The sequence below is a fragment of the Dyella sp. C9 genome, from assembly GCF_003332825.1.
In the GTDB taxonomy this organism is placed as follows: domain Bacteria; phylum Pseudomonadota; class Gammaproteobacteria; order Xanthomonadales; family Rhodanobacteraceae; genus Dyella.
This window is the reverse complement of the sequence record NZ_QIRF01000010.1, coordinates 25,402-49,615: the sequence shown is the minus strand read 5'-3', so window position 1 is coordinate 49,615 and position 24,214 is coordinate 25,402. Positions and strand designations below refer to the sequence as shown.

Here is a 24,214-nt window from a genome sequence, read left to right as displayed (position 1 = left end):
ATCCTGTGGTGGGTTCGGACAGAGCTCTTGTTCATGCTTCACGGTCGCCATATAACGATCGTGATGCTTCGATCGTTCCATAACGATCGTTATGTCGTCAAGCACCAAATAGTGATCGTTATGTGGAGATGTCACATGGCCCATCGACCCGGTCAGAAAGAAGAAAGCAGGGCACGAATTCTCCAGAGCGCGGGGCGCGGCTTTCGCAGCCGGGGCTTTGGCGGCTCCGGCGTAGACGGACTGGCCAAGGACGCCGAGGTCACCTCGGGCGCGTTCTATGCCCATTTCAAATCCAAGGCGGATGCCTTCCGCGAAGCCGTGGTGGTCGGCATGCAGGACCTCCAACGCGGCGTGGAACAGATGCGCGCGCAACTGGGCACGCGCTGGCGCAAGGGCTTCATCGACTTCTACCTGGGCGACCGGCGCACCTGCGAGTTGGCCGACAGCTGCGCCCTGCAAAGCCTCTCCGGCGAAGTGGCGCGTGCCGATGAGGCAACCCGCCGGGCCTACGAAATCGAGCTGCGCGCCATCATCGATGCGGTGGCAGCCGGCCTCGATGGCACGCCCAAGGCCAGGCGAGAGGAGGCCATCAGCCTGCTCGCCCTGCTTGTCGGCAGCGTGACCCTGGCGCGAGCCGTGGACGATCCGGCCATCAGCAGCGAGATTGCCGCGGCGGCGCGCAAGGCGGCCTTGGCCTTGAACGCCTAGCGCCGCCACGCCCGGCCGGGCTATCCGTCGAGCGTCCCATCCAGGATGTCGATGATGCCCCGGCGTGCGGCAAGCACCACGGCCTGCGTCCGGTCGCGTGCCCCGAGCTTGGACAGGATGTTGCTCACATGGGATTTCGTGGTCTCTTCGCTGATATGCATGGCGTTGGCGATCTCCTTGTTGGAGTAGCCGCGCGACACCAGCTTGAGCACTTCCAGCTCCCGGCACGAGAGCACGTCGTCCATCATGTGCGCAGCGATGATGCCGGCGACTTCGCTGGGCAGGTAATGCTTGCCCTCGTGAAGCCGGCGAATGGTGTTGAGCAAATCGCTTCGCAGCATGTTCTTGAGCAGGTACGCCGATGCACCGCACTTCATCGCGCGGATGACCTGCGCATCACCACTGTAGTTCGTCAGCACGATGATGCGTGAACCGGGAAACTCGCCAACGATGGCGCGGATGGCGTCCTCGCCACCCATGCCCGGCATCTGCAGGTCCATCAGGGTGATGTCCGGCCGATGCTGGCGGAACTTCGCTATGGCCTCGATGCCGCTGGAGGCCTCCGCGACGATGGACATGTCGTCCTGCGCGTCGATCACCGCCGCCACGCCTTCCCGCAGTAGCGGGTGGTCGTCGACCATCAGTATGCGCATCACGTTCACCACTTCACCCACTGGAGCGTGCGCTCGAGCAACCGGCTGTAGAGGCCAGGCTGGCGAACGTAGGCAAGCCGTGCAGGCACCATGACTTCGATCTCGCAGCCCTCTCTCTCGCGGGACAGGATACGGAAACTCGCAAGGATCTTGTCTGCACGCTCGCGCATCCCGGTCAGCCCCCAATGGTTGGAACGTCCGTCCTGCAGCAAGGCCTCGGAGAGGCCGATGCCGTCATCGCGCAGGCGTACGCGCAGCCCGCTGGCCAGATAGGCGATCTCAGACTCGATCAGCGTGCCGTTGGAGTGCTGGAACGCATTGAACATGGCCTCCTTGGCGATGGCCAGCACCTCCCAGTACACGCGCGCGCTGAGTTCGCGCGGCCTTCCCTCGATCAGCGCCCTGAAACGCATCGGCTGCCCTGCCGTCAATTCCATGCCGGTCTTCCTCAGCACCTCGTGCAACTCGCCCTGTGCGTCGCTGCGCAGGTCGAGCACGCGGCCTCGCGCCTCCGCGACTACCTTGTCCGCCCGGTCGAGAGCGCCGTCCATGGCCTTGCGCGCTTCCGGTTCGCTGCTGATCCTTTCGGCCACCGACTGGAAGTGCATGACCAGTCCCTGCACGCTCTGCAGCAAGGTGTCATGGAGATCGCGCGCAATGCGCTCGCGCTCGGCATGCTGCACCTCGAGCCGGTCGCGCATGCTCCGCTCCAGGTAGAGAAAGCGGGCACGGTACGCCAGCCAGACCAGTGGAATGAACGCCGCCACGCACAGCAGCTTGAACCACAACGTCTGGTAGAACAGCGGCAGCGCCTCGATGCCGAGCGCCACGCCCTGGTTGTTCCACACGCCGTCGTTGTTGGAAGCACGCACCACGAAGCGGTAGCTGCCCGGCGTCAGCCGGCCGTAGTAGGCCGTGCGGCGCGTGCCGACATCCTGCCAGTCCTGATCCCAGCCGACGAGCTTGTACATGAACTTCACCCGCTCGGGCATCGTCAGGCTCAATGCGCTGAAATCGATTTCCAGGTTGGCCGCGCCCCTGGGCAACACCAGCTTCTCGCCCAGCGCCACGTCTTTTCCGTCGATCCGGGCTGCGGTGATGCTCAACGGTGGCGGCAGCGGGTTGTACGGTATGCGGCCAGGATCGATGAAGGCCACCCCATTGCTGGTCGCAAACCACAGCTTTCCGTCATCCGTCCTGACCGCCCCGGGAATCGGCGTGATGAGCGACGGACGACCGGGCAATCCATCCAGGTAGTTGTAGCTCGTGAAGTCGCCGATGACTGCATCCGGACTGGCCAGCACACGCGACACCTCGGCGGCGGGCACATGGAAGATCGCCGGCACCGCGTCGATCCACAGGTCGCCCTCGGGCGTTTCGATGATGGCGGCGATGCCCCAGATCTGCTCGCCCCTGCTGTGGATGGCCCTGACGTTCTTTCCGTCGAACACGCCCCAGCCCACCTGGCCGCCGATCCATGTGTGGCTGCCGTGGATACTGAGGATGGTCGGGTCGAACAGCTTCAGTGACGACAGGTCGATGGTCCTGCTCAGCACGCCCTTGTCGTAGACCATCAATCCGTCGCGGCCCAGCGCCAACAGCTGCCCGGCGGAAGGGGCGGCCAGTGCGAACGCATACACGTCCGACACCTTTGTCCAGGTGCCGTCATGCCAATGCCACAGGCCATGTTTCCAGATGGAGACCCACGCGCCGCCGGCATGGTCGCTGGCGATGCCCTGCACGCGGATGCGCTTCATGCCGGGCACGGCAGGCACTGCCGCCACGCGGGCGAGCGTGCCGTCCTGCCAACGCCAAAGTGCGTCGTCGCTGCCGAGCCAGACAGTTCCCCGTTCGTCCCGCAAGGCAGCCCGGAACGGCGTGACCGGCCCATCGCCACCGTCACCCAGCGTGGTCAGCCTGTCGCCATCGAGGCGCATGAGCGGAAGATTGGTGGTTCCTGCAATCACGCCAGCCTGCGTGTCCGGCGCCAGCACGAAGTCGTGGCCATTGGAGGGAAAGGGAGCCCGTGCCAGCGCGCTGGGTCGCAGGCGGTCCAGCCCTGCGCTGGTGCCTACCCAGATGTTGCCCTCGCGGTCCTGCAGAATCGGCCAGGTGTAGTCGGCGCTCAAGCCATCCTCGGCAGTGAACGTCTCCGTGGCCTGCCCCGCCACCGGTTCGCCGTGGGCATCCAGGTAGATCCTCTTGAGTCCGTCACCCAGGGTGCTCAGCCACAGGGTGCCGTCGCGCGCGAACACGGCGCCGGCCGAGTCCCAGGTGAATCGCACGGTGCCCTCATAAGGCCGGCCATCGGCCGTTGCCAGCGGACCGACAAGGTTTCGCTGCGCCGCCCAGATCTTGCCGTCAGGCGCCTGGAACAGGCTGTAGACAAGCGAAACCTTGATACCCGTGTCGACAAAGGACTTGTCGCCGCGCGCCTTGCGCAGCAGCGATGTTTCGGTGGTTGCCCACAACGTGCCGTCGCGATCGACCAGCAGCGCCGAGCAGTTCCCACCCGGATAGCCAACGGCCGCATCGGCCTTCTTCCATCGCTCCCCATCGAGGTAATGCAGCGTGTCGTTGCTCGCCGCCCACACCCGCCCATTGGGATCGACGGCAATGTAGCTGACCGTGCCATACGGAGCGTCCTGCGCTTTCGCGTAGCGCACGGCATGCCTGCCCTGCAGGTGCACGATGCCACCGGTGGTCAACCCTATCCAGAGGCTGCCGTCGGGGGCGTCGATCATCGTTCGCGTGGCGCTGATGGGTTGGTTGTCGTCGGCGAGGAAACGCTCGAACCTCACGCCGTCGAAACGATAGAGCGACTGCGCGGCGCTCAGCCAAAGGAAGCCATCGGGCGACTGGTGCAGCATGGACACCTGCCCCGGAGCACCACGCTCGAAGGTCCAGGACGTGTCCAGCCATTGATGCATCCCCAGCGGCGCCGGGATGCCATCGGCACGCGCGCACACGGCCAGCACCAGGCTGGCGGCGAAAACCAGAAAAGCCACGCCCATGCCGCCGGCAGCGCGGTGAACACGGCCTTGCATGTCCCCGTTCACAACCATGCACACCACCTTCCCAAGGGTGACCTACATGCACGCCCCACGGCAGCCGGTAGAGCCGGGCCAACCGCCTGGCGCCCTACGCTCTTCCCTGGTGCTTTGGCCTGAGTGCATTCACCGGGCAGAGCGCACGAACCACCGAGGCCGCTCCCTGCCCGCTTGCGCGCACGCTCATCGCACTGCAACAACGCCTGCCTGACATCCCCTGATCGGGGGATGCCCCTTTCCGACTATTGCGGGTGCCGGTTCAAGTTGCGCCTGACTACGCTTGGGTATCGCTCCGATTTCGCCGTTGCTTCTCGCTCCTGCCAAGGCAGGACTGACGGGTCATCCAGAGGTGCCATCGCGGTGCAGCGACTCTACTCCATGTTTCCGCAAGGGTTACCGGGTCTGGGCCTGATTATGCTCCGCTTGGCGATCGCACTGGAGATGGCTGCCCGCCAGCCATGGCATGTCGACGACTGGCAGCTGGCGCTGGTCGTGCTGCTCGGCCTGGCCATCGTCCTCGGCGTCATGACCTCGATTGCCGGCATGGTCCTGCTCGGCCTGTTCGCCTGGAGCGGCCTGACAACCGCGGCGCTGTCGCCGGCCATGCTGGGTCCATGCCTGCAGATCGTCGCGCTGATCCTGCTTGGCCCCGGTGCCTACTCGCTGGATGCCCGACTCTTCGGCCGCCGCACCATCGAACTGCCTCCGCCATAGATCGAGCCACGGGGTGTGCAGCGCAACAGCGCCGCTGCTCACCTTCATCGCCGCGCTGTAGGAGCCTTCTCTATGAACTTCAGTAAATACATCGCGGCCGGCCTGATCGGCGGCGCGGCACTGACGCCCATTGGACCGGCACACGCACAAGACGCCAAGCCGGCTGTTGTCCTCGTCCATGGCGGTTTCGTCGACGGATCGGGCTGGGAAGGGGTGTACGACATCCTCAAGCACGACGGCTATGACGTCACCATCGTGCAGAACCCGACCACCACCCTCGCCGACGACGTCGCCTTTGCCAAGCGCGCGATCGAATCCCACAACGGCCCGGTCGTGCTGGTGGGCCACTCCTACGGTGGCGCTGTCATCACCGAGTCGGGCAACGAACCGAACGTCAAGGCGCTGGTCTACATCACCGCGTTCGCACTCGATAACGGCGAATCGGTGGATACCATCATCAAGAGCGCACCACCGGGCGCACCGCAGCCGCCGATCCTGCCGCCGAAGGACGGCTTCCTGATGCTGGACAGCGCGAAGTTCGCGGCATCGTTTGCCGGCGACCTGCCGCCACAGAAAGCGCAGTTCATGGCCAACTCGCAGGTGCCGTGGGGCGTGGCCGCGTTGTCGGGAACCATCACCCAGGCCGCCTGGAAGACCAAGCCGAGCTGGTACCTGCTGGTGACCGACGACAAGATGATCCCCATCGGCGCCCAGCGCATGATGGCCAAGCGCGCCAACGCCACTACCAAGGAAGTACCCGGCAGCCATGCCATCTACGTATCCAACCCCAAGGCCGTGGCAGCACTGATCGAGCAGGCCGCGAAGAAGGTCCAGTCGTCGTCGGCCGTGGCGTCGAAATAGCACAGCCCCCAAGAATGGCCCCGACCGGGGCCATTCTTCCGGAAGTCCGGCAACAACCCACCGACGCCAAGCGAAAACGGGCGCTCAGTGCGTTGAGTACGCAAGCGCTGTGCACCGTGCGTGTGCCACCTTGCGGTCTATGGCTTTCGTCAAATGGAACGCCGCCCTCCCTGCGGATATTAAACACTGCGCACGAGGGCGCTCAGGCCTTCACCAGCCATCTCGATCACTACCCCGCATGCATCACTGATCTTCTCGTTCGGGAGGGGCGTACCCATGTTCCTGATCACCTTTCACGGCAGCGACTCGGACACGGACTCGGGCAAGGGAAAGAGCAAGGACAAGACCAACAACATCTACGCCTTCGACGATGCCGGCAACCAGGTCAAGGACAAGGTGCTGACCATCAAGAGCAAGGACCTCGCCGAGCTGCGCGGCTTCTGCTTCCAGAACCTCTATCTCTACGTGGCCAGCGGCGGCACGCGGGTCGATGACATCCGCTGTTTCCAGGGCCTGGTCGCCACCTACGAAGAGGTGTCCGACTTCGTGAAGGAGGGGACCATCAACTCCATCGATCATCCCTTCAACCTGGTGTTCGACGGCCAGGGACATTGCTTCGTGTCCAACCAGGACAGCAACGTGGTCGCGCGACTCGATGTGTCCGCCGATGGCCAGAGTGCTACGGCTTCGGCCTTGCCGACCTACCTTACCCAGCCGCCGTTCGAGGACGGTACGTTTCTGGCGGGGACGTTCGTGGCGTCGTCCAAGAGCGGGCTTCCCGGCGTAGACCCTACGACGCCCGTGCCGACTACGCTGGGTGGGCTGGATGTAACGGAGCAGGACAGCAAGGTGCACAAGTCCGTGCGTGACGTGGCCCTCTCCGGCGGCATCCTTTTCGTGGCCGACGAACCGGCTGGCCTCATTCGCCTCTACGACGCGAACACCGCCACGCCGCTGGGCATCAGCACCGCGCTCACGGAGCCGACGCACATCCTCATCAACAACGGCATCATCTACGTCAGCGCCAGCAACGGAGTATGGAGCGCGCCCTGCCCGGCCGTATTGCCAACGCCGCCCTCTCCCACCACGGTGACCCTCAACCTCACCCAGCTGCTCTCCCATCTTCCCGGCGACGCCTCGGGCATGACCTTTGACCCCGATGGCAATTTCTACGTGGCGATACGCACCAGTGCGCCGCAGGTACTCAAATACACCAGTCTGCCGGGCCAAGCCTCCGTGTTCATCGATACGAGCGCGATGCCAGACCAACCCGAGTTCATCGCGTACGTGCTGAGCGACTAGGGATCAGATGGCCGCCGGCGACGACCAAGGCTGCGCCAGAATGCCTCCGCATCCTCACTCGGGTGCGCTTTGACGCGCATGTCGCGCAAGCGCTGCTCCAGCAGTATCTCGTGGGTAAGTTGCAACAGAAGCCAGTAGTGCGGGGAGGTACCCAGCACCTTCGCGAGACGGAACGCGGTATTGGCCCGTATCGGATGCGTTCCCGTCAGCACCGTGCTGATGCGCCACGCATCCAGGCCCGATTGCTCGGCCAGCAAGGGGATGGTGAGCTGCCTCGGCTTCATGAAGTCTTCCTTCAACACCTTCCCCGGATGACGGACGGGAAGTGGCTGCGCAATCTCGATGTTCGGATGCAACTGGATGATGTCCGTCATGGCTGTCCGTGTAGTGGTTTATGGCATTGGCAGCATTCGACCCAAAGCAAAACAGGCTCTCCCCCTGTGGGAGCGCACCTCGTGCGCGACCGCCCTTCGCCACGGACGGTCACCCACAAGGTGCGCTCCTGCACACAACAAATCACTGATCCGCACCCGGAAATCCTTGGACTCCCGCTCGCACCCCGACCACCCACCCCAAACGCAGCCTCTATCCCTGTAGGAGCGCACCCTGTGCGCGACCGCCCTTCGCCACACCCCATCGCGCACGAGGTGTGCCCCTACAGACACAGCGAACCACTTACCCCTGCCTTGTAGCCTGCGTATTGCGACCACCCGGCAACGCGCTCTCCAGGTCGTAACGTGCCTGCAGTACCAGCCAATAGAGCGCGGTGGTCGGCAGCACGGCCGCCAACCGCATCGCGTTGCGGGGTGTGACCGGACGGACACCCGCCAGCAGCGCCCGAAGATGTCGCGCCGGAATGCCGGTGCGGCGCGCCAGCTGCGGCAGGCTCATGGCATCCGGCAGCATGTAGTCGTTCAGCAGCACCTCCGCGGGAGAGCGCAGGCGCAGCGAAGGATCCACGCCGAGGTCCGGCGAGAGTTTGATCAGCTCCATGGGCTCCCTTTACCGTCGGAGACGACGGCAGAATGGCTAAGGGACTACAGCCATCCGTGTCAGTGAATGCCTAGTGGCACCGTCAGTGATCGTCAGGTTGCGGCGCATCGCCGTGCCGGCGGATGCGCCGCGGGAACAATCATCGGTCGGGTGGAACGTTCACTTCGGACTCGTGACCGAGCCGCCTGGCGTAATCCTGCAGATGGTGAATGGCCATGCCCAGGCGATCGGATTCCACCTCGGAAAGCCGCCACAGCCGCGATCTGACGGGGAAACCAAGGGCCCGCGCCTTGTGGCATCGCTCGCTGTCGTAACGCAGGCGATTGAGGGTGAGTAGCGCCAGCGCAATGTCAGCGCGAAGGCTTGGATGGACAGACGACGGCCACGTCGCACCCACATGACGCAGGTAGCCAGGAGGAGAAGTGAGGGTGCCGTCAGGGGGAACTGACGGGCGAGTGCGTACCGTATGATCGCGGACAGCCATGATCAACTCGTGCTTAGTTGGTGATGGTCAGCGGGTCGTGAGTGTTGGACGCACTCGCGGCTCGCGCCTCATGACATCACTGCCATGGCCACCCGCGAGGCCCTTCGGAAGACAGCGCGGGTGACCCACAGACGCTAGCAAAGGGGTCTGGCATCGTCTGTCAGGTTTCAGTGAGGCGAGTGTCCGCCTGATGGGGATGGGGGCGGTGGGCGAATTGCCCCCTTGGAAGCGGTCGATGTGCCGGCTTACTCTTGTCAACACAAGGGGAGAGCTATGGATAAGGCGACACTGACCTTCGCTGCATTGAATGCGCGCGTCGACGCACTACCTGACCACGAAAGCTTGTCGATTACGCCGACCGCGCGTCAGCGCTGGGGCTACATCGTTGGCTTTGGCGCAGGCTTCATCGCCCTGCTCGCGGCAAACTTGTTACCAAGCTCAAAACTGACATCCATTATCGTGACCACCATGATGGTCGTGGAAATCGCAGGACTGGTCTTCGCACTTCTCCCACGACGACCATGGAAGCTTCCCGGCTTTGCCTCAGAGCGCCGCGATTTCGCCGACCAACTCGACTTTGATCTTCACCACCATGAAGACCTTACGGCCTGGTTAAGCACATTCCCTAGGGAGCGGCTTGAAGCTATGGCCCAATATGCTTCTCAGCGCCATGAACGCCTCAAGGACAAGCACCCACTTGTCAGCGGAGGCATCGAAAAACTCGGAGCCCTACCCATCGCAGTAGCGCTCTTTCTTCAATTCAAGGACTTTCATTGGCCACCGCACCCGACGTGGCCTGAGTTCATTCTCGGCTTCGCCATCATCGGGCTTTATTGGTCAGCCCTTCTGGTCGTAAGCATTCGCTTCCGTGCCCAGCATTTTGCGACGCTGCTAGCGCAGGCAGCGGCCACGGCACAGGGGGCTAAACACGAAAAGGAGCCAGCAGGGTCTACGCTTCTGACGAGTGCATCTTGACTCCCCGTCGATGTAACCAAGAGGCATGCAGGCTACCTTCACGTCACTCAGTCGTCCTTGAAATGCACCGCCGCATGCGACCCATCGCAGAACGGCTTGTTCTTCGACTGCCCGCAGCGGCACAGCGTGACCCGGTTGCGCACCTCGTACTTGAAGCCATCAGCCGCGATCACGGGAATGCCCCCGCGCAACCACAGCGGGCCGCTGCACTCCTCCACCGGGTCCTCGACAAGGCCAATGGACACCGGCAACGCGTTCTCCACCTGCTCCCCCGTCGTCCTGTCCCAGGCCACCAGCCGTCCGGACGGGCACTGGTTGACCTGCCGGAGAAACGCCTTCCTCACCTGCGGATCGTCCGTCTCGGCCACCTGGTTCCAGACCTGACCGTTGGGATCGCAGAACCGCGCAAACGCGCAGAGGCTCTCCACATCGGTAAGCGCATGCAGCGGACCATTCATCGCCTGGGCCTGATGGAGATACGGCTGCCGACTGGCCGTCTCCGTCCCGTCAAAGCCCACCTTCTGGTGCGAACCATCGCAGAAGGGCTTTGTCTTCGACGCACCGCAACGGCATAGCGCATACGTCGCCGGGTGATCGATCGCCGGCCCCTCCTTCCAGTTCTCCGAACCACCCTCGGCATCGGCCACCACCGTCTGCTTCGCCAGCGCGATGTCGCCAACCACGAGGTACGGACCATTCTTGGAAACGGTGACCTGGACGTGCGTTCTGGTCGATGCCATGCGACTCGCTCCTTTCGCCCCTGGGGTGCCGTGGCTCGTAACCATGGGCCAAGGCCTGGGGTGGTGGTGTGAAAGCGACCGTTATGGCCCCGGGGCGCTGGCGCAATTTCTCACGCAACGATAGCCTTCGGGGCCTACCGGCCGCCCGGCAAGCGGGGGCTGCCGTTCCACAGGGGGATACATGGGAAAGCGCAAGGAAGGCGGTTTCGAACTCGTAGCGGCCATGCCCTGGCCGGCAGGCCTGGCACTTGGATTGGTCACCTTCGTTGGCGTCCAGTACGGCATCGGCTGGCTATTGGCATCCAGCAGCAACCCGATCTTGTCGGGTTTGGCCAAGCTGGCATCGTCGGGCTTCTACACGCCTCTGGCGTGGCTTGCCCTGATCATATTCTGCATCGCGGCACTGGCTTCGTTCCTCCGCCGGCGCAAGCGACGCCACCTGCTGGAATCCCAGACCGGCATGGACAGCCTCCGCAGCATGGACTGGCGGACCTTCGAACGGCTGGTCGGTGAAGCCTTTCGGCGCCAGGGCTACGCAGTGGAGGAAACCGGACAGGGCGGTGCCGATGGCGGCATCGACCTGGTGCTGCGCAAAGACGGCCAGACCACCCTGGTCCAATGCAAACAGTGGCGTTCGCAGCGAGTAGGCGTGCAGGTGGTCCGGGAGATGTACGGCGTGCTCGTCGATCGTGGCGCTGTCGCCGTAAAGATCGTCGCTCTCGGCGACTTCACGACCGAAGCCGCGGCATTCGCTCGCGGCAAACGCATCGAACTGGTCGACGGCCGCACGTTGCTCGCTACGGTCAAGACCATTCAGGCGAAGAAGGAGCCCGAAGGAGCGCAGGAACAGCCCGTGTACTTCGTTGTCAGCGTACTTGCCTGCCTGTTGATCGCATTCGTGCTGTCCACCCGGCAACAGGCCCAACTTGCGAACGCACCACGCGCGCCCTCAGTACCCGCGCAACCGCCCTTCCAACGCTCAACTGCCACGCCAAGCATTCCAGTGATTCAACCCGCCACCGCGCCCACCCCGCCTACTGCATCAACGAAGCCCGAGGTCTACAAAGCAGATTCACCCATGTCGGATGACGAGCTACGCGAATGGGAAAAGCGGAACCGCGAGGCGATGAAGATCCTGGAAAAGACCACGCCGGAACTGGAAACGGCGCCGGCACCGGCACCGGCACCGGCACCGGCACCGGCAACGTATTGAGCGTTATGGGCAAGCACAACGAAAAGTGCACTCTTTCCTGCGTATTTGTCGACTCAAGAACTCGCCTATGGTTCGGTGGCTCAAGTTTCCTAACTCCCGGCCGGTAACCGTGCGGGACCATAGGGCCGTCACTTCCTGTCTGGAACGGAAGCACTCCATGAACGACACAAACGACTCGCTTAACGCTCAGGTTGAGCGGGAAAAGCTCACTATCGAACACGAAAAAACGCGTATCGCGAGGAACTCTTTTCGAGTCGATGTCGTCGCAAAAATCGTCGTGCCTCTAGTCGTCGCGACCTTGGCGCTATACGGCGTTCTGCACCGTAAAGATGATGATAGGACCGCCTTGCCAGCGGCAAACCCCAAGCCACAGGTCGTCCCGGAGAGTCAGCACAGCACATCAGGCCCGTCCGCCAGGCAGGAGCCGGATATGGAGCACACCAAGCTACCATTCATTCAGGGCAATCTCGCGGTAATCACCAACGGAACTGATCAGGAGGTCGCCTCACTTAAGGCCAACGCTGCTACGCGCTTTACACGCAGCGATGACCTCAACGAAGTGATCTCCATGATCGATAATCTTCGCCAAAGTTCAGCGACACGTCATACACAGATCGACACGCAACTCGCCGAGCCGGAGGTTCAAAACCAGCCGAGCATGACTAGAGCATCTCCCCAAGAAGCAGACCGAAGCGCGAAAGTCATGATCGACTATGCAGTAGATGGCCAAAAAGAGTTGGTCGCTGGAAATTTTGAACAGGCAGTCGTCAACTACCTGCTCGCTGCAAAGTCCACTCCCTCCGACCCGTCCCTTTGGAATTCGCTCGCCTATGCTCAGCTGCGCGCAGGGCAGGCCAAAGAAGCCTACGACAGCATCGTCAGAGCAGCGGCCCTGCACCCCACTAGCCCCAGGACACAGAACTACGTTGCCATCAATGCCACCAAGATCCTCTGCGCGCTTGGTCGCAAGCAAGAAGCCCTTGGATACCTGAACCAACAACTGAGCCAGCTCCCGACATTGCAGGAACGAGTAACTGGTGACGCCGAAATCAATCGCTATTGCGGATAACGCACCACCAAGAATTTACAGAGGTGATGACCGGAAAGCTCCGATCCTATAGCACAGGGAAAGAAGCAAGTGAAACAGCGTGCCGTGCACTGTCAACTTAAGCGACGGATAATCGGTCCAATCTAGAATAATTTCTCGCCTACCTTTAGGTGAAAGAACATCACCTACCTGACTTAGGCAAAAGATAGAGACTGCGATAGTCACCACCACAGGAAACACCAGCCGGAGTGCACTTTCACAGAAAGTCGACTCAGAACCTGGTTTTCCCAGATCCGAAAACGGCGCCGGTACAGTAAATGCCATCAAAGCGCGTGTAGCCTGCCTGAAGAAACTGCGGCGCCCTCCCCCGAACCTAAGGCTGTGCCTACGGATCAGTCGTGGACAATCTCAAAATTCACGACTCTGCCGCCCACAACGGTCACGATAATCGTCCTCCCGTCCTGCAGGTATTGCCATTCTTCGCCGTTGGCAAGCTGGGTATCTGGCATCCCACCAACCTGGACCCTTACTGCCGCCAGCACCCGCTCTCTCGCGTTTGGCACCTGGGTCACCCATCGCAGGCTTGGTACCGTCACGAATCTTGTCGCCCACAGACACAGGTAAATCCGCGACCGCGTTCTGAATAACCTTGTGCAATCGCCCAGCGGCACCCTCTGATAGCACTCGCGTTGGCAATCCGACAGACGCCTTAACTCAACGTGCCACCGATCGTTGCAGCCGCGGCTATCTTACCGATGCTCGGCTTGGAACCATTCACTGCGCTATCCGCAACAGAACGAGCGGGCTAGGTTCAGTTCTCGTCAGCTCTGGAGTGAATCTGACCCTGTTTTGGAAGTGAACCTGCCCCTGTTTTGCAGGGGGTTATTACACTCGTGGCGGCCATGCCCTGGCCGGCAGGCCTGGCACTTGGATTGGTCGCCTTCGTCGGCATCCAATACGGCACCGGCTGGCTCCGGGAATCCAGCAGCAACCCGATCTTGTCGGGCTTCGCCAAGTTGGTGTCATCGGGCTTCTACACGCCTCTGGCGCGGCTTACTCTGATCATGTTCTGCATCGCGGCACTGGCTTCGTTCCTCGGCCGGCGCAAGCGACTCACTCAGCGCAAACGCGACAGTTCAATGGGGCGGAGGTAGTTAGACGGGCTTAACTACCTCCGTCCCCTTTGTTCACCTCCGCAGCGGATTCTCGCCCCTCGCCCCTGGCTCATCTGCGGCAGGATAGCGCCGAAAGATCGATCTCAAATTTACGATTTGTCTGATTGTTTTAAAGACACTTCGTGTGGCTCTCTCTATCCATGGCGTAGCGCGTTGGGGATAACAGAGAGTGACAGGGAAGTCGCTATTCAGATCGGAAGCATTGAACCGCCAACGCGGTGAGTCCCTGGGAACGATCCTAGTGGCGGCACCGTTGTCGCGCTGGGTACACAGCTCCTTGGTTGCCGCGCTTAGCGGCAGCCTTCTGCTGTTTCTTTGGATGGGGCAGTACACGCGAAGGGAAGCGGTGACCGGACAGCTTGTGCCAAGCACCGGGTTACTCACACTCACGGCACCCAGCAGCGGAACAGTCACACAGCTTCACGTTCAGGACGGCCATACAGTCAAGCGAGGTGACGTCCTTCTGGAGCTGTCCACGGAGCAGGACAGCTCCGCGCTGGGCCAAACCCATGCTGTGGTGAGCGAGGCGCTTGAAACTCAGCGGCAGCGGTTGCATTCCGACCTCGTCAACCAAGCGACCGTCACTCAGCAGCAAGGTGAAGCATTGCGCACGAAAGCTAGTCTGCTGCGCGCCCAGCGGGAGCAGATTGAGCAACAATTGGCGCTGCAACAGCAACAGGTCGCCAGTAACCAATCCCTCCTGGATCGCATCCAGCCCCTGGCCGGCAAGGGCTATGTCTCCGTCTTCCAGATCGAACAACAGCGCGTCGCTTTGCTGGAAGCGCGGGCTCAATACAAGACCCTGATTCGCCAGCAGCTGGATACCCAGCAGCAGTTGGAGGCGACCCAAGAGCAACTGGCACAGTTGCCACTGGACGACGCAAACAAACGCAACGATACAGAACGTCAACTGGCCTCCGTGACGCAGTCGTTGGCGGAGAATGAAATAGGCCGCGCCATTGTCCTGCGAGCGCCCAGCGATGGCATTGTGGCTACGGTGTTTCTGAAGCCTGGGCAGACGGCAAGCGCAGGGCAATCCCTCGTGGCAATCGTGCCCGCGGGCGCCGTCTTGCAAGCGCAACTGCTCGTACCGAGCCGCGCCGTCGGCTTTATTGAGCCTGGCCATCGCGTGGTCCTGCGCTATCAGGCCTTTCCCTACCAGAAGTTCGGTCAACAGTACGGCCGCGTGATCGATATCTCACGCAGCGCGCTGGCCCCGGCCGAGGTATCAGCTCTAATCGGGCAATCGTCACAAGAGCCGCTTTATCGCGTGCATGTCGCGCTGGACCGCCAAGAGGTGATGGCCTACGGCAAGCCCGAGCCGATTAAACCAGGCATGGCCCTGGATGCCGACATACTGATGGAGCGGCGGCGCCTGATTGAATGGGTGTTCGAACCGCTGTACGGCTTTGGCCACCGACTGAACGGGGGCACCGCCCATGACTGAGGAGGTATCCAGCGCCCCAGGCACCAAGCCGTTGCAGGAGCGCGTGCAGTTCGGCTGGCGCCGACGCCTTCCGATGCTTCTGCAAACCGAAGCAGCCGAATGCGCGGTGGCGTGCCTTGCCATGATCGCCGCCTATCACGGGCATGATGTGGACGTCGCCGGCTTACGACGTCGCTACTCCACCTCCCTCAAGGGCACCACGCTCGCGCGCCTGATGGAAATGGCCGCGGGCCTGGGCTTCACCACGCGCCCGTTAAAGCTCGACATGGGCCACCTCCCGCAGCTTAAAACACCTTGCGTGCTGCATTGGGACATGAACCACTTTGTGGTGTTGGATCGAACCAATGCAAAGCAGGCGGTCATCCATGACCCATCGCTTGGCATCCGTAAGCTATCGCTCGCAGAGGTGGCTACTCACTTCACCGGAATCGCACTAGAACTTACGCCGAGCGCGGACTTTCAGCTGACACAGGCACGTCAGGCGATTTCCCTACGCGCACTGACCGGACAAGTGCAGGGATGGGTGCCGGCCGTCGTGCAGATCCTCTCGCTCGCACTGGGCCTCGAGGTGTTCGGCCTGGCAGGGCCGTTCTACCTTCAATGGGTCATGGATCAAGTGCTGGTATCGGCCGACCATGACTTACTCACCCTGTTAGGGCTGGGGTTCCTCGGTGTCGCGATCTTCTCGGCCGCGATCACAGCCGCGCGGTCGTGGGCCGTCGTCTGGCTTGGCGCAACCATTAACGCACAGTGGGCCAACCACCTCTTCCGCCATCTTGTACGCTTGCCACTGGACTGGTTTGAGAAACGCCATATTGGCGATGTGGTGTCGCGCTTTGGCTCAATACAGTCTATTCAACGCACCATGACCACTCAAGCCATCGGCACGTTGCTAGATGGCGTGATGTCATTGATGACATTGGTCGTCATGGGTTTATACAGCGCAGGTTTGACCCTCTTTGTCGCAGCGCTATTCCTGGTCTACGGCATGGGCCGGTGGCTCTATTTCGCCCCACTACGTCGCGCGAACGAGGCACAGATCGTCGCCGCTGCCCGCCAGCAAAGCGAGTTGCTGGAATCCATCCGCGGCGTAATGCCGATCAAGCTGGCGAATAAGCAGAACGAGCGATTGGTGCGCTACGCCAATGCCACCGTCGCAGCCGCCAACCGTGACGTAGCGATTCAGCGCCTGACGATCGGCTTTCAGTTCGGCAATCAATCGCTGTTCGGAACCGGGCGGGTGGCCTTGATTTGGCTCGCAGCGAAGCTAGCACTCGACAATCAACTATCAGCCGGCATGTTGATTGCCTTCATGTCCTACGCAGATCAGTTCATCAATCGCGCGACAGGCCTTATCGATAAGCTGACGGACTTCCGTATGTTGCGGCTGCACGCCGAGCGCCTGGCAGATATTGCGCTGACTACACCCGAAGACGCAGGGAAGGTCGCATGGACTGGACCGATTCCCGAGGCGAGTATTGAGCTCTGCAACGTCAGCTTTCGCTATGCCGACAACGAGCCGTGGGTGCTCAAGGATTGCACCCTACGCATTTGCGCGGGGGAATCCGTTGGCATCGTAGGGCCAAGCGGTGGCGGCAAGACCACACTAGCCAAACTGATGCTGGGCCTGATGGACCCGACCGAAGGCGAGATACGTTTCGGTGGGATCAATATTCGCAAGCTAGGGGTTGGCACCTACCGCCAGTGGGTGAGCGCGGTGATGCAGGATGATCAGCTGTTCGCCGGGTCCATCGCTGACAACATCGCGTTTTTTGATGCCGCTTTGTCCATGGAGCAGGTGGTGGATGCGGCCAAGTTAGCGGCCATTCACGACGACATCATGGCCATGCCGATGGGTTATCAAAGTCTCGTAGGCGACATGGGATCTTCACTTTCCGGCGGCCAGCGCCAACGCGTCGTTCTCGCGCGAGCGCTGTATCGACACCCGAAACTTATGGTCTTGGATGAGGCGACCAGCCACCTTGATGCCCAGCGCGATCACCACATCAATACCGCCATCGCGCAACTGAACGTCACCCGTATTCTCATCGCGCATCGTATGGAAACGATACGGTCCGCGCAGCGAGTGATCGAGTTGCGGAACGGGGCTCTCTTCTACCGCCCCGGGGATCAGTCCTAGCTCATCCGGGCTGATAGAGGCTTGGCATGAGCAAGTGGCATCTCATGCTGCTGTGGTCCATCGCCACAACTAAATGGAGTTGACCAATGCGCGAAATATCAATTCTGGAAATCGATCTGGTGAGCGGCGGTTCGAATAACGTCGGAATCTGTCAGGGCGTCACCACCATTGCTGGCGGTGTGATTGGCGGCGTTATCGGTGCGTACGGCACGTTTGGTTTTGGCACCGGCGTCGGCGCAGGCTGGGGTGCTACAGCTGGGGGAATTGCCGGCTCCTTCTTTTGCTCTGCTTTCTTTGCAGACTAAGGAGTAAACGATGTCCGTCCCCTTTTGGTTGGTGCTAGCCATGCTGCTAGGCGTCATTTGCGGAATGTCAAAGAGGCCCTTAGTGCGTTATGTAGCTTTGGCACTGATTTTGGTGGTCTGCGTTTGGGGTATGGTCTACGGAGGCCGCCCCCAAACTTAGGTCGTCAAGGAGAGGGGTGATGTTACGTTGCGGCTTGAGTGGCGCTTGTTAATGCAAGCGCCACTTTCATATGGGCTCACTTGACCTGTCACCGGTCGCGAACACGGCACCTAGGCGGCATATTGAAGTGAGTGCGCTTTTCGTCCCCTTTTAGCCGTTACTTGTATTCGGCTTCCAAGGTCTCTCGGAGCTTGCCAGATGCGGCCAACCGCTGGGCGAGATCTTTAGCGGCTTGTATTTGTTCCGGCGACATGTTGCCCTGAATCTTCTCGAGATTGCCCGGAGCGTAGAGTTCGTCCGAACTGTGCTTGGATGCCGACACGGAATAGAGCGCGTAAGCGACAACGTTGCTTTGGCGTACACCTTCCCCCTTCTGATAAAGGATGGCGAGGTTGTTCATGGCCTGGGCATGTCCCTGTTCGGCGGCCTTCAGGTACCAGTTGGCTGCTATTGCGGGGTCGTGAGGCACGCAGAGCCCTTCGACGTACAGATGCCCAAGTTCGTACTCCGCCGTCGTGGAGCCGTTGTTCACTGCCGTGTGGTACCAAGCCAAACCCTTGGCACAGTCCCGAGGGATCTCCTCGCCCCGCACGTACCTCGCGCCGAGGTTCTCCTGAGACGTCAGGTACCCGAGCGCCGCGGCCTTCTCATACATGGCATTGGCCTTGGCTTCATCCCACTCGACGCCAAGGCCATTGGCATACATCACACCGATGTTGTTCCAGGCTGCGGCGTAGCCGTGGTCCGCTGACTTGTTGTACCAGGCGAGAGCCTGGGAGTAATCCTTCAGGACACCCTGACCCAGGTAGTACATCAAGCCAATGCCGTTCTCGGCGCGACCATCGCCCTGCGCCGCCGCCTTGAGGTACAGCGCCATCGCGCGATCGGGGTCGGTCGCAACGCCATGACCATCGAGATAGAGTTCGGCGAGAAACGTTTGCGCCGGCGAGAACCCCTGATCCACCAGCGGCTGGACGGTCCGTAACGCAGCCGCGAAATCGCCGCGGGAGGCTTCCGCTCGTGCTTCGGTGACCTGAGCCTCGTCGACGCGCCGGGAGGCCACGGAACTACAGCCGCTGATGACAATGGCTGCCAGCAGTAAAAGACGACGCATCAATCCGCCCCCCTGTAAAAGGCCCCCTATGGCCTGGACTCGACGGCACCCGGGGCATAGCCGGATGCAGTGCAGTCACTTTAACCGCACTTGCTATACCCACAATTCAGACAAGTCTGGCACCCATCCATCAGCACCAGCGCCTGCGTGTTGCACTTGGCGCATAGCGTGGCGCCGGGCGGGAAGCCGTTGGAGGCTTCGGCGGGGGCATCGGTGGTGGCGGGCGCGGCCTTCTTGCCGGCAGCAGCAGCTTCGTAAGCGGCGCGCTTCTCGGCGACCAGCTTGCGGGTGGATTCGTCCATCTCCGGGTCATGGATCAAGCCGATGGTCTTCATGTGCTGCTCGATCACCGCGCCGATCTCGGCGACGATGCTGGGCATGTAGACGCCGCCGGCCTTGAAGTAGCCGCCGCGGGGGTCGAACACGGCTTTCATCTCCTCCACCAGAAAGGTGACGTCGCCGCCCTTGCGGAACACGGCGGAGATGATGCGGGTGAGCGCCACGATCCACTGGAAGTGGTCCATGTTCTTCGAGTTGATGAAGATCTCGAAGGGGCGGCGCTGTTCGTACTGGGTACCGGCGTTGAGCACGATGTCGTTGACGGTGACGTACAACGCGTGCTCGAACAGCGGCGACTTGATCTTGTAGGTGGAGCCAACGAGCGTCTCGGGACGCTCCAGGCTCTCGTGCATCTGGATGACTTCGGCGGCCTTGGGCGCCTCTTTGGCGGCGGCCGGGGCAGCAGGTGGGGCGACCGGGCCGGCGGCCTTGTCCTCGGGCTTCACCACGTTGTAGCCCTTGATCTTCTGGTCGATCTTGATCGCCATGGCGTGAGCTTCTTTTCGAGTCGTTGGCGGCGCGGGACGGCCAGCTGGCCGGCAGGACCTTCGTTATCTCGATGGAGGCGGGAACCCGGGCTTTGAAGGCGCTGGATTCCGGCTTCCGCCGGAATGACGGGACGGAAGGCGTCGGGTCTTGAAGGACGGACTGTCCGGTCCTGGCGGTACGGCGGGAACGATCCGGCCCGGCGGGTAAGCGCCGGGCCGGACCGGTTTACGACTTACTTACGGCGGGCGGTTTTCTTGGCGACCTTGCGGACCGCCTTCTTCACGCCTGCCTTCTTGCTGGCAGTGGACCTCTTGACCGCCTTGGCGGCGATCTTCTTACCGGCGGCCTTCTTGGCCACCTTGCGAACGGCGGCCTTCTTGACCGTCTTCTTTGCAACCTTGCGTGCCACCTTCTTGGCGACGGCCTTCTTGACCGCGCGCTTGGCGACCTTCTTGGCCACGCGCTTGGCGACAGCCTTCTTCACCGCCTTGCGCACCGCCTTCTTGGCCACGGCCTTCTTGACCGCCTTCTTGGCGACCTTCTTGGCAGCAGCCTTCTTCACCGTCTACTTGGCGACCTTCTTGGCATCGGCCTTCTTCACCGCCTTCTTGGCGACCTTCTTGGCTGCGGCCTTCTTGACCGGAGCCTTCTTGACGGCCTTGGCTGCCTTCTTGGCCGGAGCAGCCTTCTTGGCTGCGGCCGACTTCTTCTTGGCACGAGCCTTCTTGGGGGCTGCGGCCTGGGTCACTTCGACCGCGGCAACTTCCACCGGCGCGTCAACAACCAGTACGGCGTCTTCTTTCACATCAAACTCGGTATCGATGGACATGCGTGTAATCCCCTCCGACGTGGATTCTGGAACTTTGTATTGAGCCTTGCTGCTAGGCACCCGGGCCGCTCTTGCAAGCGAGCCGGCACCTGGAAGCCAGGCGCCGGGCGCTATATTAGAACTTTCCGTAATACCCTTCCTTCAAGGCATCGAACAAATTGGCGGCGGTGTGCATTTCGCCGTCGTATTCCACTTCTTCGTTGCCTTTCAGTTCCACAACACTACCGTCCTCCAATTCGAAGCGGTAGAGGGTGTTCTCAAGATCCGCCTCTTTTACCAGCACGCCCTGGAAGGCGGCGGGGTTGAAGCGGAAGGTGGTACAGCCCTTGAGGCCCTGCTTGTAAGCGTAGAAGTAGATGTCCTTGAAGTCATCGTACGGGTAGTCGGTGGGGACGTTCGCCGTCTTGGAGATGGAGGAATCGACCCAGCGCTGTGCCGCGGCCTGGATGTCGACGTGCTCCCTGGGCGTGATGTCGTCGGCGGCCACGAAGTAGTCGGGCAGCCTGGACTTGGGGTCGTCGGTGAAGGGCAGCGCGTCGGCGTTGATCAGGGCGCGGTAGGCCAGCAGCTCGTAGCTGTAGACCTCGACCTTTTCCTTGGTCTTGCGGCCCTCGCGGATCACGTTGCGCGAATAGTGGTGGGCAAAGCTCGGCTCGATGCCGTTGCTGGCGTTGTTGGCCAGGGACAGCGAGATGGTGCCGGTGGGCGCGATCGAGCTGTGGTGGGTGAAGCGGGCGCCGGTTTCGGCCAGCTCGGCCACCAGGTTGGGGGCCACTTCGGCCACGCGCTGCATGTAGCGGCTGTACCTGGCGTGCAGCACGCGGCCCGGGATGGTGTCGCCCACCTTGTAGCCGTCGGCGGCCATTTCCGGACGCTTGCGCAGCATGTCGCCGGTGACGGTGTAGTCGCGCGCCAGCACCGGGGCCACGCCCTTTTCCCTGGCCAGGTCGAGGGCGACCTCCCAGCCAGCCACGGCCATTTCGCGGGAGACGTCCTCGGTGAAGCCCACGGCCTCCGCACTGCCGTAGCGCATCTTGAGCATGGTGAGCGTGCTGCCCAGGCCCAGGAAGCCCATGCCGTGGCGGCGCTTGGAGAGGATCTCGTTGCGCTGCTGCTCCAGCGGCAGGCCGTTCACCTCCACCACGTTGTCCAGCATGCGGGTGAACACCCGCACCACCTCGCGGTATTCGTCCCAGTCGAAGCGGGCCTTGGGGCCGAACGGGTCGCGCACGAAGGTGGTGAGGTTCACCGAGCCCAGCAGGCACGAGCCGTAGGGCGGCAGGGGCTGTTCGCCGCAGTTGTGGGCGTGCAGGCCGTTGCCGTCGAAGGTGTTGATGCCCGGCACCTGCACGTCGTAGACGTCTTCCACGCCGTCGTCGTCCAGGCGGGCGACGGTGGCGATGTAGCGACTGCGGTTGAGCGTGCGGCGGTAGGACGACAGCAGGGTCTTCAGGCGCAGGGCCTTGTCGCCGTCGGCAAAGCCGATGAGCTCCTGGAAGCACAGCAGCGCCTCGCCGGCCACCACCAGCTCGTGCTGTGCCTGGGTGGCGTAGTGCGCCTGGCCGCCCTTGCCGTCCGGCAACAGGGCGCTGCCGGCGTCGCATCGCTGGCGGTAGATGTGCGAGGGGATGCCCAGGCGCAGCAGCATGCGCTGCACGGCCTCCAGGCGGGTGAGGTCGGACTGGGCCAGACGCACCGACACGCCCTTGGCCTGGCTGCCCTGCACGGAACCGTCCGCGTCGAAGAAGCCACGCAGGAAGCCCCGATAGCCTTCGCTGGAGGCCTGCTCGAGCGCGGCCGTGATGGCCTTGTCGCCCACGCGCATGCCCAGCTCGAAGGCCAGGTCGCGCAGCGCGGCGGACTTCATGCGCCACTCGTTGCGGCCGGCCACGGCGGACCAGCCCGCGAAATCGGCGCGATGCGGCAGGCTCTGCGCGCAGCGCAGGGCTTCGTCCATCAGGGCACGGGCACCGCCATGGCCGGGGCCGTTGGCGGCGATGGCCTGCGGCCACACGGAGAGCACCGCGGCCTCGTGCTTGAGGGTGCCGTCGCCCACCAGCAGACCAAGCAGGTATCCCTGCTCCTGCGTGAGCGCGCCGGCCCACGTGGCGTTGGCGCGGTGGTCGTTCAACAGCAGCTTGTCGCCTGCGCGCAGCTGGGCGGCTTCGCACCATTCGGTGTCCACGCTCCAGCGCGTCATGCGCGATACGCGGCGCACGCGATGGTCGGCGGTGAGGCGCAGGCGATGGCCTTCCTCGGTCTGCAGCGCCAGCACGGGCTTGGTGGCGGTGCGGAAGAAACCCTCGGGACCGGTGGCGTGGTCGCGACCGTCCACGCGGGCCAGGAAGGGCTGGCCGAGCAGGCTCTGCACCTGGCGCGGGCCGGCGGCGGTCTGCACCCAGGTGTCGCCGGTGACGCAGGGGTTGGTGGCGCGGATGTGCTCGCACCACCAGTTGTTGTTCATCTCGTTGACCTTGTCGATCAGGATGAAACCCGGCTCGGCAAAGTCGTAGGTGGACACCATGATCATGTCCCACAGGTGCCGCGCCCGGATGTGGCCGTAGATCTTGCAGGCCACCAGGCCGTCCTCGCGCTCCACGTAGTTCTCGTGGGTGGGCCATTCGCGCCACACCACCTTGGTGGCGTCGTCGAGGTCGATCTCGTGCTGTTCCTTCACGTGCACGGGGAACACCAGCGGCCAGTCCTGGTCGTGCTCCACCGCCTGCATGAAGCCGTCGGTGACCAGCAGGGACAGGTTGAACTGGCGCAGCCGGCCGTTCTCGCGCTTGGCGCGGATGAACTCCTTCACGTCGGGATGGCTGACGTCGAAGGTGCCCATCTGCGCACCGCGGCGACCGCCAGCGGACGACACGGTGAAGCACATCTTGTCGTAGATATCCATGAAGGACAGCGGGCCGGAGGTGTAGGCACCCGCGCCCGACACGTACGCGCCGCGCGGACGCAGCGTGGAGAACTCGTAGCCGATGCCGCAGCCGGCCTTCAGCGTGAGGCCCGCCTCGTGCACCTTCTCCAGGATGTCGTCCATGGAGTCGTGGATGGTGCCGGACACGGTGCAGTTGATGGTGGAGGTGGCCGGCTTGTGCGCCAGCGCGCCTGCGTTGGAGGTAATGCGGCCAGCGGGAATGGCACCGCGGCGCAGCGCCCACAGGAAACGCTCGTGCCAGTGCTCGCGCAGCTCGGGCGTGGCTTCCACTTCGGACAGGGCGCGGGCAACGCGCTGGTAGGTTTCGTCCACGCTGCCGTCGACGGGCTCGCCCGACTTGGTTTTCAGCCGGTACTTCTTGTCCCAGATGTCGTACGACGCTGGCTGTAGCGGAATCACAGCGTTATCTCGGTGGACGGCTGGTGCACGCGCGGTGCTCATCGGCTTCCTGACCTCCGGTACGACCTTGCGGCCCCGTGTTGGATCCAGTCCTGCCCGGCTATACCGCCTGTTTCAGGCCTTGCACCGGTC

At 62.6% G+C, this 24,214-nt stretch carries 21 protein-coding genes; 11 read left to right on the top strand and 10 right to left on the bottom strand.

Annotation, left to right across the window (positions count from 1 at the left end; all coding sequences use genetic code 11):
* The first annotated feature begins 135 nt into the window (after positions 1-135).
* A complete protein-coding gene (locus DVU99_RS12705; RefSeq protein WP_114240594.1) occupies positions 136-708 on the top strand; it encodes a TetR/AcrR family transcriptional regulator in 573 nt (190 codons plus the stop codon).
* A gap of 20 nt (positions 709-728) precedes the next feature.
* Here DVU99_RS12705 and DVU99_RS12700 read toward each other — a convergent pair whose 3' ends face one another.
* Together DVU99_RS12700 and DVU99_RS12695 are read right to left on the bottom strand one after the other, a co-directional pair.
* The gene (locus DVU99_RS12700; protein ID WP_114240673.1) at positions 729-1,361 is read right to left on the bottom strand and encodes a response regulator transcription factor; all 633 of its coding nucleotides are present in this window, start codon (positions 1,359-1,361) and stop codon (positions 729-731) included.
* A 5-nt stretch (positions 1,362-1,366) separates the two neighbouring features.
* Complete coding sequence (locus DVU99_RS12695; RefSeq protein WP_198670301.1) at positions 1,367-4,408, bottom strand: sensor histidine kinase; 3,042 nt, start codon at positions 4,406-4,408, stop codon at positions 1,367-1,369.
* A 417-nt stretch (positions 4,409-4,825) separates the two neighbouring features.
* On the opposite strand from DVU99_RS12695, the gene DVU99_RS12690 reads away from it, so the two are divergent.
* The 3 genes from DVU99_RS12690 to DVU99_RS12680 all read left to right on the top strand — a co-directional run bounded on the left by DVU99_RS12690 (position 4,826) and on the right by DVU99_RS12680 (position 7,288).
* Entirely contained in the window at positions 4,826-5,125 is a 300-nt protein-coding gene (locus DVU99_RS12690) for a hypothetical protein (RefSeq protein ID WP_232823594.1), read from the top strand.
* A 72-nt stretch (positions 5,126-5,197) separates the two neighbouring features.
* Positions 5,198-5,986, top strand: coding sequence for an alpha/beta hydrolase (locus DVU99_RS12685; RefSeq protein WP_114240591.1), 789 nt, complete (start codon positions 5,198-5,200; stop codon positions 5,984-5,986).
* A gap of 276 nt (positions 5,987-6,262) precedes the next feature.
* Entirely contained in the window at positions 6,263-7,288 is a 1,026-nt protein-coding gene (locus DVU99_RS12680) for a hypothetical protein (RefSeq protein WP_114240590.1), read from the top strand.
* Here DVU99_RS12680 and DVU99_RS12675 read toward each other — a convergent pair.
* A complete protein-coding gene (locus DVU99_RS12675) occupies positions 7,285-7,662 on the bottom strand; it encodes a HigA family addiction module antitoxin (protein WP_114240589.1) in 378 nt (125 codons plus the stop codon). The two genes, DVU99_RS12680 and DVU99_RS12675, sit on opposite strands and share 4 nt — an antisense overlap.
* Before the next feature lie 301 nt (positions 7,663-7,963).
* On the bottom strand, positions 7,964-8,281 hold the full coding sequence (locus DVU99_RS12670) for a HigA family addiction module antitoxin (RefSeq protein ID WP_114240588.1): 318 nt from the start codon (positions 8,279-8,281) through the stop codon (positions 7,964-7,966).
* A gap of 757 nt (positions 8,282-9,038) precedes the next feature.
* Between DVU99_RS12670 and DVU99_RS12660 the strand changes: the two genes are divergently transcribed.
* Complete coding sequence (locus DVU99_RS12660; RefSeq protein WP_114240586.1) at positions 9,039-9,740, top strand: hypothetical protein; 702 nt, start codon at positions 9,039-9,041, stop codon at positions 9,738-9,740.
* A gap of 47 nt (positions 9,741-9,787) precedes the next feature.
* Here DVU99_RS12660 and DVU99_RS12655 read toward each other — a convergent pair whose 3' ends face one another.
* Positions 9,788-10,480 (bottom strand): CDGSH iron-sulfur domain-containing protein, encoded by a 693-nt coding sequence (locus DVU99_RS12655; protein WP_114240585.1) that lies wholly within the window; start codon positions 10,478-10,480, stop codon positions 9,788-9,790.
* A gap of 181 nt (positions 10,481-10,661) precedes the next feature.
* Between DVU99_RS12655 and DVU99_RS12650 the strand changes: the two genes are divergently transcribed.
* The 6 genes from DVU99_RS12650 to DVU99_RS19780 all read left to right on the top strand — a co-directional run bounded on the left by DVU99_RS12650 (position 10,662) and on the right by DVU99_RS19780 (position 17,808).
* Entirely contained in the window at positions 10,662-11,693 is a 1,032-nt protein-coding gene (locus DVU99_RS12650; protein ID WP_114240584.1) for a restriction endonuclease, read from the top strand.
* A 157-nt stretch (positions 11,694-11,850) separates the two neighbouring features.
* Positions 11,851-12,762 carry a hypothetical protein gene (locus DVU99_RS12645; RefSeq protein ID WP_114240583.1) on the top strand — a complete coding sequence of 304 codons (912 nt, stop codon included), beginning with the start codon at positions 11,851-11,853 and terminating at the stop codon, positions 12,760-12,762.
* 881 nt (positions 12,763-13,643) lie between these two features.
* On the top strand, positions 13,644-13,895 hold the full coding sequence (locus DVU99_RS12640) for a hypothetical protein (protein ID WP_157971427.1): 252 nt from the start codon (positions 13,644-13,646) through the stop codon (positions 13,893-13,895).
* Between the two features lie 262 nt (positions 13,896-14,157).
* Positions 14,158-15,363: an HlyD family secretion protein gene (locus tag DVU99_RS12635; protein ID WP_232823593.1), complete on the top strand. Its 1,206-nt coding sequence runs from the start codon at positions 14,158-14,160 to the stop codon at positions 15,361-15,363.
* The gene (locus DVU99_RS12630; protein WP_114240580.1) at positions 15,356-17,503 is read left to right on the top strand and encodes a peptidase domain-containing ABC transporter; all 2,148 of its coding nucleotides are present in this window, start codon (positions 15,356-15,358) and stop codon (positions 17,501-17,503) included. Before DVU99_RS12635 ends, DVU99_RS12630 begins: the two co-directional genes overlap by 8 nt.
* 86 nt (positions 17,504-17,589) lie before the next feature.
* On the top strand, positions 17,590-17,808 hold the full coding sequence (locus DVU99_RS19780) for a hypothetical protein (RefSeq protein WP_157971426.1): 219 nt from the start codon (positions 17,590-17,592) through the stop codon (positions 17,806-17,808).
* A 317-nt stretch (positions 17,809-18,125) separates the two neighbouring features.
* Here DVU99_RS19780 and DVU99_RS12625 read toward each other — a convergent pair whose 3' ends face one another.
* The 5 genes from DVU99_RS12625 to DVU99_RS12610 form a co-directional block, all read right to left on the bottom strand.
* Positions 18,126-19,082: a tetratricopeptide repeat protein gene (locus DVU99_RS12625; RefSeq protein WP_114240579.1), complete on the bottom strand. Its 957-nt coding sequence runs from the start codon at positions 19,080-19,082 to the stop codon at positions 18,126-18,128.
* Between the two features lie 80 nt (positions 19,083-19,162).
* Positions 19,163-19,909, bottom strand: a complete 747-nt coding sequence (locus DVU99_RS12620) for an NrdJb (RefSeq protein WP_114240578.1) — start codon at positions 19,907-19,909, stop codon at positions 19,163-19,165.
* 233 nt (positions 19,910-20,142) lie between these two features.
* Positions 20,143-20,421, bottom strand: a complete 279-nt coding sequence (locus DVU99_RS20165; protein ID WP_232823592.1) for a hypothetical protein — start codon at positions 20,419-20,421, stop codon at positions 20,143-20,145.
* A gap of 54 nt (positions 20,422-20,475) precedes the next feature.
* Entirely contained in the window at positions 20,476-20,739 is a 264-nt protein-coding gene (locus DVU99_RS20160; RefSeq protein ID WP_232823591.1) for a hypothetical protein, read from the bottom strand.
* Positions 20,740-20,854: 115 nt separating this feature from the next.
* Positions 20,855-24,124, bottom strand: a complete 3,270-nt coding sequence (locus DVU99_RS12610; RefSeq protein ID WP_114240577.1) for an LAGLIDADG family homing endonuclease — start codon at positions 24,122-24,124, stop codon at positions 20,855-20,857.
* Positions 24,125-24,214: the final 90 nt, after the last annotated feature.